Origin of the sequence: Thermosynechococcus sp. (assembly GCF_046299655.1) — a bacterium.
Lineage (GTDB): Bacteria > Cyanobacteriota > Cyanobacteriia > Thermosynechococcales > Thermosynechococcaceae > Thermosynechococcus.
In genome coordinates this window covers 65,672-83,880 of record NZ_JBKBHZ010000004.1, presented here as the reverse complement: position 1 = coordinate 83,880, position 18,209 = coordinate 65,672, and the positions used below count along the sequence as shown (strand labels likewise).

The 18,209-nt window shown below is 54.0% G+C and carries 18 protein-coding genes and 1 tRNA gene; 8 read left to right on the top strand and 11 right to left on the bottom strand.

What is annotated here, in order from left to right; translation table 11 throughout:
• Positions 1–15: 15 nt before the first annotated feature.
• Complete coding sequence (uvrB, locus tag ACK4HN_RS04205; protein ID WP_409849578.1) at positions 16–2,025, bottom strand: excinuclease ABC subunit UvrB; 2,010 nt, start codon at positions 2,023–2,025, stop codon at positions 16–18.
• A 371-nt stretch (positions 2,026–2,396) separates the two neighbouring features.
• Here uvrB and pyrR point away from each other — a divergent pair, with 371 nt between their 5' ends.
• A complete protein-coding gene (pyrR, locus tag ACK4HN_RS04200; protein WP_409868302.1) occupies positions 2,397–2,939 on the top strand; it encodes a bifunctional pyr operon transcriptional regulator/uracil phosphoribosyltransferase PyrR in 543 nt (180 codons plus the stop codon).
• Positions 2,940–3,256: 317 nt separating this feature from the next.
• Here pyrR and ACK4HN_RS04195 read toward each other — a convergent pair.
• A tRNA-Ser gene (locus ACK4HN_RS04195) sits at positions 3,257–3,343 on the bottom strand.
• A 148-nt stretch (positions 3,344–3,491) separates the two neighbouring features.
• On the opposite strand from ACK4HN_RS04195, the gene ACK4HN_RS04190 reads away from it, so the two are divergent.
• Both ACK4HN_RS04190 and ACK4HN_RS04185 read left to right on the top strand, forming a co-directional pair.
• Positions 3,492–4,481 carry a cysteine synthase A gene (locus tag ACK4HN_RS04190; RefSeq protein WP_409868301.1) on the top strand — a complete coding sequence of 330 codons (990 nt, stop codon included), beginning with the start codon at positions 3,492–3,494 and terminating at the stop codon, positions 4,479–4,481.
• A gap of 69 nt (positions 4,482–4,550) precedes the next feature.
• Entirely contained in the window at positions 4,551–5,408 is an 858-nt protein-coding gene (locus ACK4HN_RS04185; RefSeq protein WP_409868300.1) for a M48 family metallopeptidase, read from the top strand.
• Positions 5,409–5,414: 6 nt separating this feature from the next.
• Here ACK4HN_RS04185 and shc read toward each other — a convergent pair whose 3' ends face one another.
• Entirely contained in the window at positions 5,415–7,343 is a 1,929-nt protein-coding gene (gene shc / locus ACK4HN_RS04180) for a squalene--hopene cyclase (RefSeq protein ID WP_409868299.1), read from the bottom strand.
• An 87-nt stretch (positions 7,344–7,430) separates the two neighbouring features.
• On the opposite strand from shc, the gene ACK4HN_RS04175 reads away from it, so the two are divergent.
• From ACK4HN_RS04175 to cobT, 4 genes are read left to right on the top strand one after another with little or no spacing between them, the layout of a single operon-like run.
• Positions 7,431–8,144 carry a phycocyanobilin:ferredoxin oxidoreductase gene (locus tag ACK4HN_RS04175; protein WP_409868298.1) on the top strand — a complete coding sequence of 238 codons (714 nt, stop codon included), beginning with the start codon at positions 7,431–7,433 and terminating at the stop codon, positions 8,142–8,144.
• A gap of 24 nt (positions 8,145–8,168) precedes the next feature.
• A complete protein-coding gene (locus ACK4HN_RS04170) occupies positions 8,169–8,846 on the top strand; it encodes a DUF1345 domain-containing protein (RefSeq protein WP_409868297.1) in 678 nt (225 codons plus the stop codon).
• Entirely contained in the window at positions 8,846–9,610 is a 765-nt protein-coding gene (pgeF, locus tag ACK4HN_RS04165) for a peptidoglycan editing factor PgeF (protein WP_409849642.1), read from the top strand. The genes ACK4HN_RS04170 and pgeF overlap by 1 nt, the downstream gene beginning before the upstream one ends.
• A gap of 1 nt (position 9,611) precedes the next feature.
• A complete protein-coding gene (gene cobT, locus ACK4HN_RS04160) occupies positions 9,612–10,712 on the top strand; it encodes a nicotinate mononucleotide-dependent phosphoribosyltransferase CobT (RefSeq protein WP_409868296.1) in 1,101 nt (366 codons plus the stop codon).
• Here cobT and ACK4HN_RS04155 read toward each other — a convergent pair.
• The 8 genes from ACK4HN_RS04155 to ACK4HN_RS04120 all read right to left on the bottom strand — a co-directional run bounded on the left by ACK4HN_RS04155 (position 10,679) and on the right by ACK4HN_RS04120 (position 17,449).
• A complete protein-coding gene (locus ACK4HN_RS04155; RefSeq protein ID WP_409868295.1) occupies positions 10,679–11,626 on the bottom strand; it encodes a metal-binding protein in 948 nt (315 codons plus the stop codon). The genes cobT and ACK4HN_RS04155 overlap by 34 nt on opposite strands.
• 44 nt (positions 11,627–11,670) lie before the next feature.
• Positions 11,671–13,461, bottom strand: coding sequence for a serine/threonine-protein kinase (locus ACK4HN_RS04150; protein ID WP_409877278.1), 1,791 nt, complete (start codon positions 13,459–13,461; stop codon positions 11,671–11,673).
• Between the two features lie 94 nt (positions 13,462–13,555).
• Positions 13,556–14,341, bottom strand: coding sequence for a tetratricopeptide repeat protein (locus ACK4HN_RS04145; protein WP_409877277.1), 786 nt, complete (start codon positions 14,339–14,341; stop codon positions 13,556–13,558).
• 37 nt (positions 14,342–14,378) lie between these two features.
• Positions 14,379–14,861, bottom strand: coding sequence for a 2Fe-2S iron-sulfur cluster-binding protein (locus tag ACK4HN_RS04140; RefSeq protein WP_409868292.1), 483 nt, complete (start codon positions 14,859–14,861; stop codon positions 14,379–14,381).
• 56 nt (positions 14,862–14,917) lie between these two features.
• Complete coding sequence (locus ACK4HN_RS04135) at positions 14,918–15,589, bottom strand: V4R domain-containing protein (protein ID WP_409868291.1); 672 nt, start codon at positions 15,587–15,589, stop codon at positions 14,918–14,920.
• 50 nt (positions 15,590–15,639) lie between these two features.
• Positions 15,640–16,125: a phycobilisome protein gene (locus ACK4HN_RS04130; RefSeq protein WP_409877276.1), complete on the bottom strand. Its 486-nt coding sequence runs from the start codon at positions 16,123–16,125 to the stop codon at positions 15,640–15,642.
• A 9-nt stretch (positions 16,126–16,134) separates the two neighbouring features.
• Entirely contained in the window at positions 16,135–16,731 is a 597-nt protein-coding gene (locus tag ACK4HN_RS04125; RefSeq protein ID WP_409877274.1) for a hypothetical protein, read from the bottom strand.
• Positions 16,712–17,449: a V4R domain-containing protein gene (locus ACK4HN_RS04120; protein WP_409877273.1), complete on the bottom strand. Its 738-nt coding sequence runs from the start codon at positions 17,447–17,449 to the stop codon at positions 16,712–16,714. Before ACK4HN_RS04120 ends, ACK4HN_RS04125 begins: the two co-directional genes overlap by 20 nt.
• A gap of 325 nt (positions 17,450–17,774) precedes the next feature.
• On the opposite strand from ACK4HN_RS04120, the gene ACK4HN_RS04115 reads away from it, so the two are divergent.
• Positions 17,775–18,200: an MGMT family protein gene (locus ACK4HN_RS04115; protein ID WP_409868287.1), complete on the top strand. Its 426-nt coding sequence runs from the start codon at positions 17,775–17,777 to the stop codon at positions 18,198–18,200.
• The last annotated feature ends 9 nt before the right edge of the window (positions 18,201–18,209 follow it).

Below are 18,209 nucleotides of genomic sequence, written 5' to 3'. Positions count from 1 at the left end.
CAAAAGTTCATAATTCTAGGCATGCCCCACCAAGCGATCGCGCAAGCGCTTAATTTGATCGCGGTAGCGGGCAGCCTCCTCAAAAGCTAATTCTTGGGCAGCCGCCTTCATTTTTGCCTCAAGGTCTTGGATCAGTTGAGGAATATCCTCTAGACTCAGCTCCTGAAGAGTTTGAGGAGAGAGCACCGCTGAGTGCTCTGCATTGAGGCGGCGCGAGACCTCCAAAAAGGCCAAGATGGCATTGCTAGTTTTCTTGACAATGGGCTGAGGGGTGATCCCATGAGCGGCGTTGTAGGCCAGTTGAATCGCGCGGCGGCGCTCCGTTTCTTGGATCGCTTTTTGCATACTGTCGGTGAGGGTGTCCGCATAGAGAATGGCCTGCCCCCGCACGTGCCGCGCTGCGCGGCCAATCATTTGAATGAGCGATCGCTCCGCCCGCAGGAAGCCCTCTTTATCGGCATCTAGGATTGCCACTAGCGACACCTCTGGTAAGTCCAGTCCCTCCCGCAGCAGGTTCACCCCAATTAGCACATCAAAATCCCCCTGGCGCAGGGCTTCCAGAATCTCGATGCGCTCAATGGCATTAATTTCTGAGTGCAGATAGCGTACTCGCACGCCCCGCTCTTGGAAGTATTCTGTGAGATCCTCGGCCATGCGTTTGGTGAGGGTGGTCACCAGTACTCGCTCCTGGCGATCGCACCGCAGGCGAATCTCTGCATACAAATCATCCACCTGTCCTTGGGTGGGACGGACAACAATCTCTGGATCCACCACCCCTGTAGGGCGAATAATTTGCTCCACTACCTGCCCTTCAGAGACGGCCAACTCCCAATCGCCGGGGGTAGCCGAAACAAAAATGCACTGCTTCACCTTTTGCCAAAATTCCTCCGCCTTGAGGGGGCGATTATCGGCGGCACTGGGGAGCCGAAAGCCGTGGTCAATCAGCACCTTTTTGCGCGCTTGGTCGCCATTGTACATGCCGCGAATTTGGGGCACCGTCACATGGGATTCATCTACAATGAGGAGCCAATCCTCTGGAAAGTAATCAATCAAGCACTCTGGTGGCTCTCCGGCTGCTCGACCTGCTAGGTGGCGTGAGTAATTTTCCACCCCGCTGCAGTAGCCCACCTGCCGCAGCATTTCCAAGTCATAGCGGGTGCGTTGACTGAGGCGCTGTGCCTCCAGTAGCTTGTTTTCTGCCTCTAACTGGGCAACCCGCTCTTTGAGTTCTGCCTCAATAGCGGCACAGGCTGCTTCAAGACGCTCCGCAGGGGTGACAAAGTGCTTTGCAGGATAGATATTCAGGCGTTCCACACTTTGCAGGGTTTCGCCCGTCAGCGGATCCACATAGCGAATCGCTTCAATCTCATCCCCAAAGAACTCAACGCGAATGAGGCGATCTTCATAGGCAGGGCCAATCTCAAGCACATCCCCCTTCACGCGAAAGCGCCCCCGCCCCAGCTCGACATCGTTGCGAGTGTATTGAATCATGGCCAGTTGCCGCAGGAGTTGCCGCAGATCCGTTTCACGACCCACCTCAAGGGGGATGGCGGCCTTTAGATACTCCGCTGGAATGCCCAAGCCGTAGATGCAGCTAATCGAGGCGACCACAATCACATCCCGCCGTTCAAAGAGAGAGCGGGTGGCCGAGTGGCGCAGCATATCAATTTCCTCGTTAATGGAGGCACTTTTTTCGATGTAGGTGTCGGTAACAGGAATGTAGGCCTCAGGCTGGTAGTAGTCGTAGTAGGAGATAAAGTACTCAACGGCATTTTCAGGAAAAAAGGAGCGCAGTTCATTGCACAGTTGTGCTGCAAGGGTCTTGTTGTGAGCCAAGACTAGGGTCGGGCGACCAATGGCCTCGATCACGCGGGCGATCGTATGGGTTTTACCCGTGCCCGTTGCCCCTAGCAGGGTCTGGAAGCGATGTCCTGCCCGTACCCCAGCGACCAGTTTTTGAATGGCTTGGGGTTGATCCCCCGTAGGTTCAAAGGGAGCATGAATGCGAAAGGGAGTGCTGCTCATTGCCCAATTCTGAAGAATTTTGTCTTAGCTTTTCAGGGTAATGCAGCGACGGCAGAGCAAGCCACCTACAGTCTTTTTCAGAAGGATTTCAGAAGGATGGAAGGTACTGCAAACCATCAGAACTACGTCCCCCCCCAGTTGAAAATAGGGTTGGTGAGTTTGGTATTCTAAATAACAGTTTCTCATGAATTGTAGCAGTTAATTGCGCTAAATCTAAAGAATTGGTAAAAGCTTTTGCTCTCCCAAAATATCGGCAGTATCGTAGGGAAGCAAGATACCTCCTAACTGCGTCTTTGGCCCTACCCGCTTGGCGTAGGGTCTCTTTTTGCGGAAATTTCGCTAAAATCTGTAAATTCCCCACCCTGACGACCATGGCTGGTGAAGTCGTTGAAATTCTCAGTGCCGATGACCTGCGGCGCACTGTTACGCGCTTAGCCTCCCAAGTGGTGGAGAAGGCGCGCGATGCCCTCAACAAATTGGTGTTGTTGGGGATTCATACCCGTGGGGTTCCCCTCGCCAAGCTATTGGGGCAACACATTGAACAACTGGAGGGGGTGAGCCTGCCCATCGGTGAGTTGGATATTACGTTTTATCGGGATGACTTGGATCGCATTGGTCCGCGCACACCGCGTCAAACCCTGATTCCCGTAGATCTCTCTGGGCGGATTGTGGTCTTGGTGGATGATGTGATCTTTAGTGGCCGCACGATTCGCGCCGCCCTGAATGCTGTCCATGACTATGGTCGCCCCAATGCCATTTGGTTACTGGTGCTGATTGATCGCGGGCACCGGGAATTGCCCATTCACCCCGACTTTATTGGTAAAGTGCTGCCCACAGCTCGCGATGAAGTGGTGAAGGTACTTTTGCAAGAGATTGATCAGCGGGATGGAGTAGAGTTGCGGAAACCCTATTGATTCAGGAAAATCACTGGAATTAGTCTCATTTATTTGCTGAGCCTTTTAGTGACTTGATTGTGACTGCCCCTATGAGGTCGGTCTTGCATATCGCTCAGGACAAGAGGAGTGGCGGTGCAGGCCTGTCGAAATTGATCCTCGATATGCAGAACTAGCCCAGAAGAGCCTCCTGAATGAGATTACGCTATTTGATGCAGTCAATTCAGAGATTTTTCCTCTTCACAACTTTTTTGGCTCAACGATAAACCAGTCATGGCCCTACTTTGAAGCTGCCTAGGGCAAGAGTCTGCCCTTTTCTAAGCCACTCGGAAAGTCAACGGAGAGGGGGGGATTCGAACCCCCGTTAGGTGTTACCCTAAACTTGATTTCGAGTCAAGCGCATTCAACCACTCTGCCACCTCTCCAAGGATCTCCAATCATAGCAAAAGTAAATGCCAAAGGCACGCTTCGCGATTGACTCCGTCACGCTTCGCGATCGCTCCCCCCCAAGGAAATTCTGGCGGCAAACCCCTTTACCATAAAAGTATTCAGTCAACTTAAAACAACGACGGCATGGATATCAAACAGGGTTTTGTGGGTACCGTCGGCCAGACGCCGCTGATTCGCCTTAACTACTTTAGTGACCTCACGGGCTGTGAAATTCTCGGTAAGGCAGAGTTTCTCAATCCCGGTGGCTCTGTGAAGGATCGAGCAGCTCTTTACATAATTCAAGATGCGGAGAAAAAAGGCCTGCTCAAGCCCGGTGGTACGGTGGTTGAAGGCACAGCGGGCAATACGGGCATTGGCCTCGCCCACATCTGCAATGCCAAGGGCTACAAGTGTCTAATTGTTATTCCTAATACTCAATCCCAAGAAAAAATTGACCTACTGCGTACTCTGGGGGCTGAGGTGCGTCCTGTTCCTGCGGTGCCCTACAAAGACCCCAATAATTATGTGAAGCTCTCTGGCCGCATTGCCGCTGAAATGGAAAATGCGATCTGGGCCAACCAGTTCGATAACCTTGCCAATCGCCAAGCCCATTACGAAACTACTGGACCTGAAATTTGGCAGCAAACCGATGGTCGAATTGATGCATGGGTAGCGGCAACTGGCACGGGGGGCACCTATGCAGGGGTGGCAATATACCTCAAGGAAAAAAATCCTGCCATTCGTACTGTGATTGCGGATCCCATGGGCAGTGCCATCTATAGCTATGTGAAAACAGGCAAACTGTGTAGCACAGGCAGTTCCATTACAGAGGGCATTGGCAATAGCCGCATTACTGCCAACTTAGCGGGCGCTCCCATTGATGATGCAATTCAAATTGGGGATCAAGAGTGCCTTGAGATTATTTACCAACTACTCCACTACGATGGCCTTTTTATGGGTGGCTCGGTGGGCATTAATGTGGGGGCTGCAGTACGCCTTGCAAAGGAACTGGGTCCCGGCCATACGATTGTCACGGTGCTGTGCGATGGGGGTTCGCGCTATCAGTCGCGGCTCTTTAACCCCGAGTGGCTGGCTAGCAAAGGACTACGGGTGCCAGAGATTAAAAAACATTAAGCTTTGGGAACAATGTCTAAAATCGAGGGGTCAGAAGAGGGCAAGTAGCCGCTAGGCGTGGGTGTGGACTTGACGCGAACAGTAGCTGTGAAAAAACAACGTTGGTTTCTCCTCTTGATCAGCCTGGTCTGCGGAGTGGCGATCGCCCTGCATCCTGTGGCTGCACAGGCACAACATTTCTGGCAGCGGTTATTATTGCAGGGAATTCAGGTCATCCAACTCTCAAATATCTCGCCCCGCCAAGAGGTGGCCTTGGGGCAACAAATTCATGAGCAGATGCTACGTCAAGGGATGCGCCTTGTGCAGAATCCTGCGGCTCAAAACTATGTGAGTAGCATCGGCGCGCGCTTGGTGAGTGTTGGCGAACGCCGGGGACTTCCCTACCAATTCCACATCATCCAAGACCGCCAAGTGAATGCCTATGCGACGATGGGGGGCTTTGTCTATGTCACCACAGAACTAATGCGGCGGGCAGAAAATGAGGCAGAACTAGCCAGCGTCATTGCCCACGAAATTGGCCATATTGAGCGGCGCCATGTGATCCGCCAACTGCAAGAAATGGCGATCGCCCAAGGGCTAATGACAGTTGCCGGCTTGGATCGCGATCGCGGGCTACAGATAGCCATGGAACTCGCCTTTCGGCGTCCCCGCAGTCGGGAGCAGGAGCTAGAAGCCGATCGCTATGGGTTAGGGCTGTTGGCTCGCAGCAACTATGATCCACGGGCCATGGTGACATTTCTCCAGAAATTACAACAGGAGGGAGGAACTCCACCCACGATTTTGAGTACCCACCCGTCACCCCGCGATCGCCAATTGCTGCTGGAAAACTTAATCCGCTCTGGCCTAAGCAATGAATGCATGACTAATCCCCAACCCCAGTGTGGGACGGATACCTTGGCCTATCAGCAACAGCTGCGCTCCTTCTAATCTCGCCTAACTGGCCAACAGATTGCGCCAGCGGGCATAGCGCCCCAAGGCCGTCAGTGGAAAGTGCTGCTGGTAGTAGTGGTACTTCAAGTAAAAGTGGCAAGGAAAGCCAGTGCCAGTGAAGTAATCCTCATGCCAAGTGCCATCGACGCGCTGGGTCTGAAGAAGGTAGGCAATCCCCTGTTCAATCGCCTCTGTGGCATAGTCCCCCGTGGCATCGCCAGCGGCCAAAAGGCCAATAATTGCCCACGCCGTTTGGGACGCAGTGCTATCCCCTTTGCCCTTGAGGGAAGGGTCATTGTAGCTCCAGCAGGTCTCACCCCAACCGCCATCAGCATTTTGACACTGCACCAACCACTCAGCGGCATGGCGAATGCGCCAGCGATCGTAGCGAGGAGCCACAAGGGAGAGGGCAGCTAAAACCCCGCTGGTGCCATAGAGATAGTTCACTCCCCAGCGGCCAAACCAACAGCCTTCCGGTTCCTGCTCATTGCGCAAGTAAGCGAGGGCGCGATCGAGGGCACCCCTGTCAAAGGCCAACTGACACCGCCCCACCATCTCCAGTACCCGTGCCGTGACATCAGCAGTATTCGGGTCAATCATTGCCTTGAGATCGCCGTAGGGAATGGCATTCAGCCACTCTTGATCATTGTCGACATCAAAGGCCGCCCAACCACCCGCACGACATTGCATAGAAGCAATCCAAGCCACCGCCCGTTCTATGGCGCGCCGTTTTAGGTTTTCATCCGGTAGCTTCACCGCGTGGAGCGCCATCACCACCACCGCTGTATCATCCACATCGGGATAGAAGCGGTTCTCAAATTCAAAGGCCCATCCCCCCGGCTGGCCTTTTTTGTTTTTTACGTGCCAGTCCCCATAGTCGAGGATTTGCTTGGAGAGCAGCCATTCGCCAGCTTTGACTAGGGCGGGATGATCGGGAGCCACACCGGAATCTACCATGGCGCGCATGACCAAGGCAGTATCCCAAACTGGAGAGACACAGGGCTGCACGCGATACTCGCTCTCGGTTTCAATGGCAAAGCGATCCACCGCCGCCATGCCCCGCTGCACAATGGGGTCGTCCACAGCGTAGTTGAGGGCACGCAATGCCAGTAGGGAGTTAAGCATTGCTGGAATAATGCCCCCCCAATCACCACTAGCTTCTTGACGCTCTATGACCCATTCTTCGGCGGCCTTTAGCCCCTGTTCCCTAAGGGGATTGATATTCAAGGTTTCCAAGAGTTTGAAGGCGCGATCGAGACCAATAAAGATATCACTCCAGTCGCCCTGGCGAGGTAGTTCCCAGATCACATTTGCCCGCCCTTCGGCGTAAAGTTCATCGAGGGTCATGGGTGGGTTCATCCCATAAACGGGCTTGCGATCCATGACAATCAACAGCGGCACGGTGCTGCTGCGTGCCCAACTGGACATCTCATAAATGGTGAAGGGACTCCCCTCGGGCAGAAGCATGATCCAAGGGGGCAGAGAGGGAATGCCGCGCCAGTCGTAGCAGCCAATGAGGGCAAGGTGCAGTTTGGTAAAGATGCGGGTTTTGCTAATGCCCCCCCGCGCAAGGATAAATTGCCGTGCCTTCACTAGGGCTGGATCATCTGTGGGAACCCCCAAGAGCCGCAATCCCATGTAGGCTTCCACACTGGTGCTGAGATCGCCCCCATCCCCATAAAACAGCTCCCAACCGCCGTGATCCCGCTGCTGGTTGCGCAAATACTGTTCTGCTTTAGCCAAGGGGAGCCGCTGCTCGGTGCCCCAGATTTTGTGGAGGAGGATCACCTCTGCGGTCATGGTCACATTGGACTCCAATTCCGCCCACCAGTAGCCCTCGGCATATTGCTGTGAAAAGAGAAAGTCTTGGCTGGCACGAATTGCCTGTTGGAGTTGCTTTGGGTCAATGGCAGCAGCAAGTGGAGTTGGCATGATTCCTCGGCTGTTAGACTCTTGGTTAGTTTAGCGGGGGCGATCGCTCCCTCGCAAGCGGCACAGACTTGGGTTAGGATTAAGGCTATGTCTCTCCGTCAACACCAGCATCCCCTGATTCAGCGGCTCGCTGATCGCATTGAGCAGATTTGGCGAACTTTTCTGGCCTTGGCGCCCTACACCCTACCTGAGGATCTTGGTTATGTGGAGGGCAAACTGGAGGGGGAGCGACTAACGATAGAGAACCACTGCTACCAAGCGCCGCCCTTTCGCAAACTCCACCTTGAACTGGCACGGGTGGGGGAAAGTTTGGATATTTTGCACTGCGTCATGTTTCCAGAGCCGCGCTACGATCTACCCATGTTTGGCTGTGACCTCGTGGGGGGGCGGGGGCAAATTAGTGCCGCGATTGTGGATCTCTCTCCGGTGACGGGTCAGTTGCCCGCTGCCTATACATCGGCCTTAAGGGCGTTGCCACAGCTCACCTTTAGCCAACCCCGTGACTTGCCCCCCTGGGGACATATCTTCTCACCCTTTTGCATTTTTATTCGGCCACAGGGAGAAACTGAGGAACAGCAATTTCTCGATCGCATTGGTGAGTACCTCACACTCCACTGTCAATTGAGCCAGCAGGCGGTGCCCACGGATCAGCCGGCAGCGGTCATTGCCGGGCAACGACAGTACTGTCACCAGCAACAGCAGAACGATAAAACCCGCCGGGTTCTTGAAAAAGCCTTTGGCAGCGCTTGGGCAGAACGCTATATGACCACCGTTCTCTTTGACTTGCCCCCTGCTGCCTAGACCCCCTTGAGGACTCTCTCCCCGATGAACTGCATCAGCCCGTGGATCAGTCAAATGTCGTTGGGAATGCGCATTCTCTTGGCCGTTCTTGCAGGGGCGATCGCCCTTGGGGTCACAAGTCACTGGCTCAGTGTGGGACAGCGATGGATGTTAGGGTGGGATGTAGGAGTCAGCACCTATTTAGTCTTGCTGTTGCAGACGATGGTTAGTGCCAATAGCCTCGCTACCGAGCGGCGATCGCGAGTGGGGGAAGCAAACGCACTAACAATTCTGGTGATTGTTGTCTTGACAGCCATTGCCAGTAGGATTGCCACTGCCTTGATCTTGGCCTATGGCAAAACCCCCAACAATCCTCAACTCTCCTTGGATGTGGGCTTGGCCACTTGGGCAGTTCTAGTAGCTTGGTTTTTGACCCACACTAGTTTTGTGCTGCAATATGCTCGCTACTACTACGATGACAACTTGACCAAGGTCAATGACTTTGGTTATGCTGGCGGCCTTGACTTTCCGGGGGAAGGGGAACCGGACTACTTAGACTTTATGTACTTTTCCTTCACGATTAGTTTGGCCTCACAGACTTCTGATGTGGCCATTGAAGAGCGCCGTATTCGCCGCCTGGTGTTGTTTCACCAAATTGTTTCCTTCTTCTTCTACAGTGTCATTGTCGGCTTGGTAATCAACGTAATTGCAGATCTGTGGTGATGTGGCACTGGCAAACCACTGAGCTTGGGCGCTTTCTCACCTGCGATCTCTTGCAGGGGTTTCCCCATGGCTTCTTTACTCGCGATTGGCAAGGACAAGACCTCAGCACCCTCACCGCCGCCTTAGGAACCACAGCAACACCGCTGCGGACACAACAGGTGCATGGCGATCGCGTTGCTTTGGCAGGAGAAGTTTTGGCCAGTGATGAACGATTGGCAGCGGATGCTCTTGTGGCCACAGGGTCTGATCAAGCCCTCTGGGTGTGTAGTGCTGACTGTGTCCCCTTGCTGATTGCCGATGTGGCCAGCGGTCGGGTCGCAGCCATTCATGCGGGGTGGCGGGGGACAGCGATCCAAATCTCTAAGGCCACGCTCCAGCAGATGCAAGCCTTCGGCAGTGTTCTTGGCAATTTACGGGTTGCCATGGGGCCTGCCATTCGCGGTGAAGTCTATCAAGTGGGGCTGAATGTGGCTCGCGCTTTGGGACAGACCATTCTTGAAGGGATAACGGAAACCACAGAGCGCGATGATCTCTATCAGCGTTTCGCTGCCCTAGACCCAGAGGCCATCTTTCTTGATCCTGATCCTGAACGACTGCGGGTGGATGTGGCACGGGTGAATCGTTTGCAATTGCTGCAATTGGGACTAAAGGAGGAGCAAATTGCCCTGTGTCCCTACTGTACGTTTCGTGATGCTGGGTTCTTTTTCTCCTATCGCCGTGAACACCTGAAGCAGGTGCAGTGGTCGGGAATTGTCAGTCATTAGTATGATTGGCGTTGCAACAGGAGAATCCATCGCCCGATTGTGGGGCGATCGCTATCACTGCCAACGTCCTGCGATTGCTTGCGTTCTTGGCTTTACGGAGACGGCCTTGATTCCCGGCATCTCAGCGGCGGGTCAAACCCCCAGCGATCGCCAGATCACAGCCTTAGCCGACGGCGAGTTCCTGCTGCGGGGCATTCAACCCCACTACCACTACGCGCTGCCACCCCTAACAGCGGGTGCTTCCCCTGCTCTGATTAGTCGTGCCCTCATTGAAGCTTTGGCATTGCCCCTCTATGTTTTTGATGCCGGCTTACCCCTGCCGCGTTTGCCAGAGATGATTGACTTGGGGGGCGCACCGGCGCGCTGCCTAACCACAGGTCAAGCCATGACAGCCCAAACCGTGGCTCACCTCTGGGAACAGGGATGGTCTTGGGGAGCCAAGCTCAGCCGCCAATATCCGTGGCTGATCATCGCTGAATGTGTGGTGGGGGGCACAACCACTGCCCTTGCCCTCTGTGAAAGTTTGGGGATTGTCGCTCGCGATTGTGTCGGCAGTAGCCATCGCCACAGTAACCATGCCCAAAAGTGGCAACTGGTGCAACAGGGGCTGGCTCATCTGCCTGCTGATGCGGATCCTTTCACCTGTGTCGCAGCGATTGGGGATCCAATGCAGGTGGTGGCGGCAGCTATGGCGCTGCGGGCGAGTCAAACCTGTGGCGTTTTGCTGGCAGGGGGGTCGCAAATGATGGCGGTCTATGCCTTGGCGCGAGCGATCGCCCAAGAGCGTCAGCTTCCTTGGCATCCCGCCCAAATTGTAGTGGGTACCACTCGTTGGCTTATTGAAGATCAAACGGCTCAAATTCAGCGCTTGGCAGAGCGTGTCCAGTGTCCACTCCTCTACACTCAGCTGGACTTTCGCTCATCTCGTCATCCTGCCCTGCGTGCCTATGAACAGGGATTTGTCAAGGAAGGCGTGGGTGCAGGGGGCTGTGCCATTGCTGCCCATCTGCTGATGGGCTGGCGCAATTTAGAGATGGTGAATATTATTGACCGATTAGGCGATCGCTATCACGCCTCTGGTGGTTCACTCATGGCTAACTGACAGGCCGCCAGACTGGCACGGCTATACATCTGCTCTAGGGTGGCCATTAACTGTGCCCCTTCACTGGGCATCTCATGGGGAAAGGGAGGTAATACTGACAGCACGGCATGGGGGTGACCGCTGGGAACCAGCACCACTAACTCTGGCGGTAAAGGCTGATGATATTGGCAAAACATAGCATCGGTTTGGGGCGGCTCATAGAGGGGGGGTAGGGTAGGGGTAATGGCGATGGCAGTCGTGATCGTTGCCCGCAAGTGGCGCAGGCGTTGGAGAATCTCCTCTTTGGTTTTACCCCGCAATTGAAAGAGTAAAAAGGGGTCTTCGTTGAAGTACTGACCCAGCAGGTAATAGACCGCGCCAATGTGTTTGCAGGGATTCACGGGGTCAGGGCAATTGCAGCGGCTATGGATGTCGAACTTGGTAAAGGGAAATAAACTCAGTCCAGCTTGGGTAAAGACTTCCTCAATACTGGGGGGCAGTTCACCCGCTAGGAGCTTCGCGGCGTAGAAGGCTTTTTGTGCCATGCCGTCAATGGCATATTGCCACTGCTCTTCGCTAAAGGCATCCAAATGCAGTTTGACCTGATAGGGTTGAGGAGCTGTGCCTTGCACTTGGGCGTGGACTTGGTTGCCCTTAAATTCCAAGGTGAGAACCCGTCCTTCGCGGACATAATTGCGTGCCCGCTCTAGGCGGCGGCGCCAGCCAAAGGACTCTAGGACACCAATCCAGCGTTCGCTCCACCAATGTTGACGCCCTTGAGCACTGTCGCGATCGCCCCCTGGCACCTCAACGATGGGTTCAGAGGCTGCCGTTGTCGCCGTGACATCAAGGGTAAGCGGCGAGGATTGTTGCTTTTGCTTTTGTTTGAGACTGGCCGCTTTGCGGGTAATTTTGAGAATCTGAGGCTGTTTCATGGGCTACATCCCACCGCTATTGTTTACTATCATAGGCTGCTGGTCTAGAGGATGAGATCAATCTCCCACGTGGTAATATCCCAAGTCTGCAATACAGACCCCCCTTGGTGCTGACGAATCAACCACAGGTGGCGATCGCCCGTAAAGCCGAGGCCATCAATCTCCTGTTCACTTTCTGCTGTACCGACAATTTCACCGCGGTGGGTGACTAAATGCAAACGATGGCGACCCGCCACCACGTAACCCCAGGGCGTAGCACAGAGAAATTGGGGACGAAACCCCAGCCCCAAGCGTTGAACACGCCAAGGCCGCAAATGCAAAAGAACCAAGAGGGGTTGCTGTGGATGGTCCTCAAACGCTGCGAGTTGCCATGGCTGGTGGTGGGCAGGAGTAAACAATGTCAGGTGGGCAGGCAGTTGGATGTATAGCCGCCAGTGTCCGCGGCGGTCAAAGAGTTGAAAGTGGGTGGTGGCATGCGCCGTCTCAGGATGCTGCGATCGACTAATCACCACGCCATAGCGACGACTGAGGAGCAGGGTATCCACAAAAGTTCGTCCATGCCATTGACAACGGAGAGTCCGCTGCCCTTGACCATTGATCAGTTGAACATGAAGCTGTAATTCTGCTGCTGCACTATCAATCTGGGTTTCTGCACACCAATAACCAGTGGCGTCAATGGCTAAGCGGCTCAGAGCAGAGCGAAGATGACAGTCTAGGGGGATAAGCTGGTCATGGATGCAGAAAAGCTGCGGGGGCAGCCCATTGATTCGCAACCAAGCACTCACTTCACCGCTATAAAGTTGAGTGGGCAACGGTGGTAGCGGCCACTGACCGATCTCTGCGGGCACAGTCTCCCTAGCTTGCCAAACCCAGAGGCGATCGCCCACCACTCCATAGAACTTTGTGGCCGTACTGGCAAATTGTTGGGGCGGTCCTGCTAAAGAATAGCCCTGGGGTTCCCCCAGCCAAACCGCTGCCGGTGACCTAGAGAACAATAGCGGCTGCTCATGACGCTCTGCTTCGATCACCTCTAGGGCTAATTGCACCGCCATCGTCATTTCCGCTGCACTTTTATAGCGGCGCTGCGGTAATTTATCCAACGCCTTAGCAATAATACTCCGCACCAGAAAGGGCAATTCCTCTGGAAGGGGATAGGGTCGGCTGAGGTGGGCAACCATAAGTTCAGCAGGTGTGCCGTGGAAGGGGCGATCGCCAACAATCATCTCGTACAACAGGATTCCCACCGCATAAAGATCTGAAGCGGGCATTGTTTGACCGTAGAAACGCTCCGGCGCCATATAGGCAGGGGATCCCGTTTGGCCGCTGCCCTTGACATCCTCAATGAGGCGTGCAACACCAAAATCCGACACTTTGGCCTGCCAGCCGGTCGCCGTCACCTCCAGCAGGATATTTTCCGGTTTGAGATCGCAGTGGAGAATGCCGCGATGGTGGGCATAGGTCAAAGCTGCCAGCACATCCAAGGTGAGGCGCAAAGCGGTGGTCAGGGGTAAGGCCTGTTCTTGCTCTAGGAGCGATCGCAATGTCCCCCCGGCACAATAGTCCATCACCAAACTGCGGCTTACTTGGGGGCTATGGTGCACGCGAATATAGTCAATCGCCTGACAACCCACCACATGGGGATGCTGAAGCGTCAGGAGAAAATTTAACTCCCGCAAAAAGCCACGGGTCAGCAATTGCCGCTCGTTGAGCACCTTAATCGCCACCAGTTCACCTGACTCGCGATTGACTGCTAGATAAACTTGTCCATACTGGCCTTGACCGGCTAGATCCACCAGTCGGTAACGGGAGGTTTGGGCAGGACGAGCCGTGGCCAACAACGAGCCTCAACCATCAACGAAAAACAGTTCTCAGAATGATTCGCAATCTCGGCCTTGTCAATGCAGGGTCAGCAGCAAAATGAATTGTCCCCTAGGGGAAGAGGATTTCTAAGGGCACCTCTTTACTGTCCTGTTCAATACTCCCCACTTCATGGATACGCTTGGCCAGATCCCGTGCCCGCTGATAACTGCTAATGTCCCCTTGTTCAAAGAACAGCTTCGCCGCTGTGCGCAGATCCTCTACTGCTCCCTTGCGATCGCCAAGGGTGGAGCGGGCAACGCCGCGATTGTGGTAGGCCTTGGCATAGTTCTCATTAATGCGAATGGCTTCGGAGTAGTCGAGAATCGCCGCTTCGGCATCCCCTAGACGCTGATGGGTCAGACCGCGATTGTAGTACGCCTTGGCATGGCTGGGATCCACTTGGATCACGTGGGTATTTTTCTCGATTTCCCGCAAGCAATCCAGCACTTCTTCAATTTGTTTTTGCTCTGTGTTGAGAATGCGGGTGTAGTCGTGGAGATGCTGTGTCCCTTGGTTGAGCTGCATGACCTGTTTCTGCACATCCTCAAGGCGATCGCCCACTTGGCTAAGGGCAAGGGTGAGGTTGCCCAACTCTGACTGCTGTTGCCCTTGGGACGCAACCAGTTCAGCAATTTTCGCCTCTTGTTGCTGCACAACGCCTTGGAACTGAGCCTCTAGTTTTTTGCGATTGACTAAGTTCAACCCCACCGCCAACGACAGGGGCAAAGGAGCGATCGCTGTCAAAATGGTCTGCTGGGTCGCAGCCGCCGCCATCGACAAGACAACGGTTAAGCCCGTTGCGCTCCATTCTAGGGGTTCAAGTCCCCTACGAGAATTCAAAGGACGGTCTTCCATAATGGTGCCTCCCTGAGGATGAAAATGAAGTGGTTGGTTAGGCCTCCGACGTATTGGCGAGATATTGCCCCACCTGCACTTGGGTATCTTTCAACTGCATAATCATGGTGCGGGTAATCAGCTTGCCTGCCTCCACTAAGACGCGGCCATCGAGGGGGTGCAAAATATCCTGCTCCGCCCGCCGTCCGATCAAAGACTCAAGATCCTCAATGGCATTGACATACATCCCTGAGGGTAACTCCACGACTACTCCTGGCCCCAGTACCCGTGCCTGGCAGGCCAAGCGAGAGGTGGCATTTGCCGTAGTAATCACCTCAAGGGTGCGTTGCTCCCGCTTATTGATGGGGGAGAGGCTCTCCATCCCCTCTTTGATATAGACATGACAGGTGGCACACAATCCCCGCCCGCCACACTCCTTGAGCACATGGAGTTCAGAATCCAATAGAGCAGACAGCAAATTGTCATTGGTATTAATCGTGGTTTCCCGCGAGATGGGTTCCAGTTTGACAACTTTGGCCACTGCTCTTTTCTCCTTTCAATGACGTATAGGGAGTTACTTTTGAATCATACTCATACTTAAGCGGCTTGAGCGCGACATAGCCGCGCCATAATCGTGTCATGATCCTGTCCCTCTTGCAGCCACGCCTTGGCCGGTTCGAGCCGCTCCCGCAAGCCCAAGACAAAGAGATTATTGGCTGCCCCTAGGGTTTCACAGGCGGTTTGCACACAGTGCAGGTCACGCCCTGTCAATTGGCTAAAGAAGGATTCTAAAATTCCCGCTTCGGCAGCACATTGGGGCTGCCCCGTATTTTTGGGAGCCGCCGCCGCAAAGGGAGAATCCCACGTTTTCACCACCAAAAAGCCCTGTTGGTAGAAGCTGACATCGAGATCAATGGTGCCCCAGCCGTGGGTCTTCCAGCATTCCTTAAGGCACTGCAGGAACTCCACCATTTCCATTTCCGCAAGGGGACGACCATAGTACTCGCTAACTTCTGTAACAAAACGGCGATAAAAGTTCTTCCCCCACCAGCGACCACAGTTAAACAACACCACGCCACTGGCCTGCCCAACTTCGTGATCTAGACCGGCATAGATGGCTTGGAGCAAAATATCGGGCAGGGCAATCAGACGGGCGCCTTTGCGGTTTTCAATCAGACCCGTTTCAAAATCCCCCTGAACGTAGGCATCAGCTGCATAGTAATTGCCGGGGATGATGGGGTCTTTAACCAAATCAGCAACGGAAATCATAGGACATCCTCATTCGTAGGCGTGACAAGCACTTTCAGCAGACTTCCAACCTAGGCGTGGACAGAGACCACCGCTGGCACGCCCACAAGGGTGGCTTGGGCCTGCTCCAATAGCGGCAAAACCAAGTCCTGCTCAGCATCGGGGAGCATTTCCTTGAGGCGGCCACTGAGCAGCTCGTGGCAACTGCTCCATAGGGTCTGGGTTTGGTGGGCATGGATCACCTCCGTGAGCCACTCGAGAAGCCGATGCTGCAAAAACTCGGGATTATTCAGAAGCATTGCCATGGCGGCATAGCGCAGCAGGGCGATCGCTTGCCGCAATACTTGCTCAAGGGTTTGGGGATTTTCGGTGGGATATTGCTTTTGCAGGGCGTCGGCGACAGGTTGAAAGATTTCAATTTCATGATCCCGCAGAAATTCATAGGTACTCAACCGCTGCTGGAGCGACTCGATGTGGTGGCGGAAGACTTTGATGTCCACATTGTTGAGGTAGTTTTCTTCGGCTTTGTAGTAGAGGTTCATTAATTCGGTGTGCATAGGGATCTCCTAAAACAGATTTGATAAGTCTGAGAGGGTAACTTGCGGTTCTACGGGGGGCGGTGGTGCGGGTTCTACTTTACTCACTTGGGCGATCGCCGGCTGACCGACCCAAGGCAGACTGGCACAGAAGTCTTTGACCGATAGGCGCCAGAGGGAGAGGTTCGGTTGAAGGGAAACGGCGTGCTCAGGATGGCCTTCCCAATTGAGTTGGCGGAAAAAAGTTTCAACAGACCATGCTGCCCAAGGAGTGGCAGGGGCAGCAGCCGGGGGAGCCACAATTTCTCCCTCTGGAGGGGCTGAGAGGGCAGGCAAGATGCCCCCAATCCCTTCCCAGTTCATGCGGCCAAAGAAGTCTTTGACGCGGTAGCTGGGCCATTCTGTAGGGCTAGTGGGGCGTTCGCGTAGCGTGCCGTAGGCAGTTGCCCCTTTGACCTCAAGCCCCAGCCAATTGACCCGCTGCCAGAATTCCCCCACTTTCAGGGATTGCCAATTGAGCACCCGCGCTTCTGCCACCGGCTGCTGGTGCACCAAGCCCAGCCAGTTCAACCCCTCAAAAAACTGGGCAACAGCTTGCTTGTGCCAATTACCGTTTAGGTTTTTCATAGACCAGTTCTCCACTGCGGAGCCGTTTTTCAATATCCTTGGCGGAAGCGCCCTCATTTTGCCAGAAGGCCGCAGCGTCAATGCGCTCCTGCTTGCCGAGCAGGAATTTGCAATAGGTTTCTCCCATAGCGTAGCACTGGATTTCAATACAACTGAGTTCTTTGTGAATCAGGCCACTGAAGAAACCGGCAAAGAGTCCTGCATAGAGGTGGCACACGGGTCGACCCACATCCCCCAAGGTACGCGCCACCACCGAATCAAAGATGTTGATGAACATGAAGCCGTGTTTTTGCTCGCTGAGATCCACTTCCCAGTTGCCCCAGCCTTGGGTTGTGCAGGGCCACCACCAAGCTTCAAGAACGTAGGGGAGCCGCATCTGCTTGATCCCCTGCTCATAGCCATATTCGCTGGGAAACCACTCAGCAAAAAACTGGGCATCGCGCCGTCCCCATTCTTCACCAATTTTGTACATGACGACGCTGGCGGCAGGGCCAACTTCCTCTTCAAGACCCTCAATGAGGCCAATGATGAAATCTTCGGTCACCAAGAGGTTACGGGCATTGTTCCAATCGGTGTAGGTACCGCGATCGCTATCGAAGTGAAAGAAGTCCCAAAAAGCGTAGTGATGGTGACGTTTCGGGTATTTTTTGCGGAGGAGATGGTTCACACCGTAGCGATCGCCAGTAGTGGCTTGGGGTCGGGCAGTAGTTATGGTCATAGGGCGACTCCATCAAGTAGCATCAAGGATGTCGGCAAAGACAATTTGAACCTCAAAAAAGCATAGGAGTGTATCGTTTACAAAAAATGAATTGCATAAAAAAACAGGTGAGAACTGAACTTTTTGCCGCCACAGTATCACTGCTTAAATCATGACGCATCTTCCTCTGAGGCGGCAAAGATTCTTAACTGAATTTAGTAATTCTGTTACTGCCCTTAACCTTAAATCTAAGGTTTCTCCTAGAGGATTACCCTTGAAACTTTTTCCGTGGAAATACGGATTTCTGCGGCTGGATGTAGTCTAAAATGCAAAAATTTACTTTCCTATGACGCAGGCAGCTCAAACACTCACGTTTCAACAAAAAATTTATTGGCTGGTGAAGCAAATTCCCCTGGGGCGTGTGGCCACCTATGGCCAAATTGCCGCTCTCTGTGGTTGGCCGCGTCATGCGCGCTATGTGGGCTATGCCCTTTATCAAGTGGCACCAAATTCTAAGATTCCGTGGCATCGGGTGGTCAATGCCCAAGGCAAAATTTCCTACGCGCCCCAACGCCGAGGCACGGATGAATTGCAGCGCTGGCGCCTAGAGGCAGAGGGGATTATTTTTGAGGCGGGCGATCGCATTGACTTAAGGCGCTACCAGTGGCAACCGTCAGCAACCTTTTATCAACCGTTATTTGAGACTGCCCCTCCTCCCAAGAAAATTCCTAGAGACAGACTTTTAATCCCGCCTTGCTACCATAACTTTTAGTGTTGCGCC

What these genes read in the sequence shown, in the direction of transcription:
- pyrR (WP_409868302.1), top strand. Translation starts at nt 2,397, where the DNA reads ATGGCTGGTGAAGTCGTTGAAATTCTCAGTGCCGATGACCTGCGGCGC.
- cobT (WP_409868296.1), top strand. Translation starts at nt 9,612, where the DNA reads ATGATTGGCGTTGCAACAGGAGAATCCATCGCCCGATTGTGGGGCGAT.
- ACK4HN_RS04125 (WP_409877274.1), bottom strand. Translation starts at nt 16,731, where the DNA reads ATGAAAAACCTAAACGGTAATTGGCACAAGCAAGCTGTTGCCCAGTTT.
- ACK4HN_RS04135 (WP_409868291.1), bottom strand. Translation starts at nt 15,589, where the DNA reads ATGATTTCCGTTGCTGATTTGGTTAAAGACCCCATCATCCCCGGCAAT.
- ACK4HN_RS04130 (WP_409877276.1), bottom strand. Translation starts at nt 16,125, where the DNA reads ATGCACACCGAATTAATGAACCTCTACTACAAAGCCGAAGAAAACTAC.
- uvrB (WP_409849578.1), bottom strand. Translation starts at nt 2,025, where the DNA reads ATGAGCAGCACTCCCTTTCGCATTCATGCTCCCTTTGAACCTACGGGG.
- ACK4HN_RS04170 (WP_409868297.1), top strand. Translation starts at nt 8,169, where the DNA reads ATGAACTGCATCAGCCCGTGGATCAGTCAAATGTCGTTGGGAATGCGC.
- shc (WP_409868299.1), bottom strand. Translation starts at nt 7,343, where the DNA reads ATGCCAACTCCACTTGCTGCTGCCATTGACCCAAAGCAACTCCAACAG.
- ACK4HN_RS04190 (WP_409868301.1), top strand. Translation starts at nt 3,492, where the DNA reads ATGGATATCAAACAGGGTTTTGTGGGTACCGTCGGCCAGACGCCGCTG.
- ACK4HN_RS04145 (WP_409877277.1), bottom strand. Translation starts at nt 14,341, where the DNA reads ATGGAAGACCGTCCTTTGAATTCTCGTAGGGGACTTGAACCCCTAGAA.
- pgeF (WP_409849642.1), top strand. Translation starts at nt 8,846, where the DNA reads ATGTGGCACTGGCAAACCACTGAGCTTGGGCGCTTTCTCACCTGCGAT.
- ACK4HN_RS04155 (WP_409868295.1), bottom strand. Translation starts at nt 11,626, where the DNA reads ATGAAACAGCCTCAGATTCTCAAAATTACCCGCAAAGCGGCCAGTCTC.
- ACK4HN_RS04115 (WP_409868287.1), top strand. Translation starts at nt 17,775, where the DNA reads ATGACGCAGGCAGCTCAAACACTCACGTTTCAACAAAAAATTTATTGG.
- ACK4HN_RS04120 (WP_409877273.1), bottom strand. Translation starts at nt 17,449, where the DNA reads ATGACCATAACTACTGCCCGACCCCAAGCCACTACTGGCGATCGCTAC.
- ACK4HN_RS04175 (WP_409868298.1), top strand. Translation starts at nt 7,431, where the DNA reads ATGTCTCTCCGTCAACACCAGCATCCCCTGATTCAGCGGCTCGCTGAT.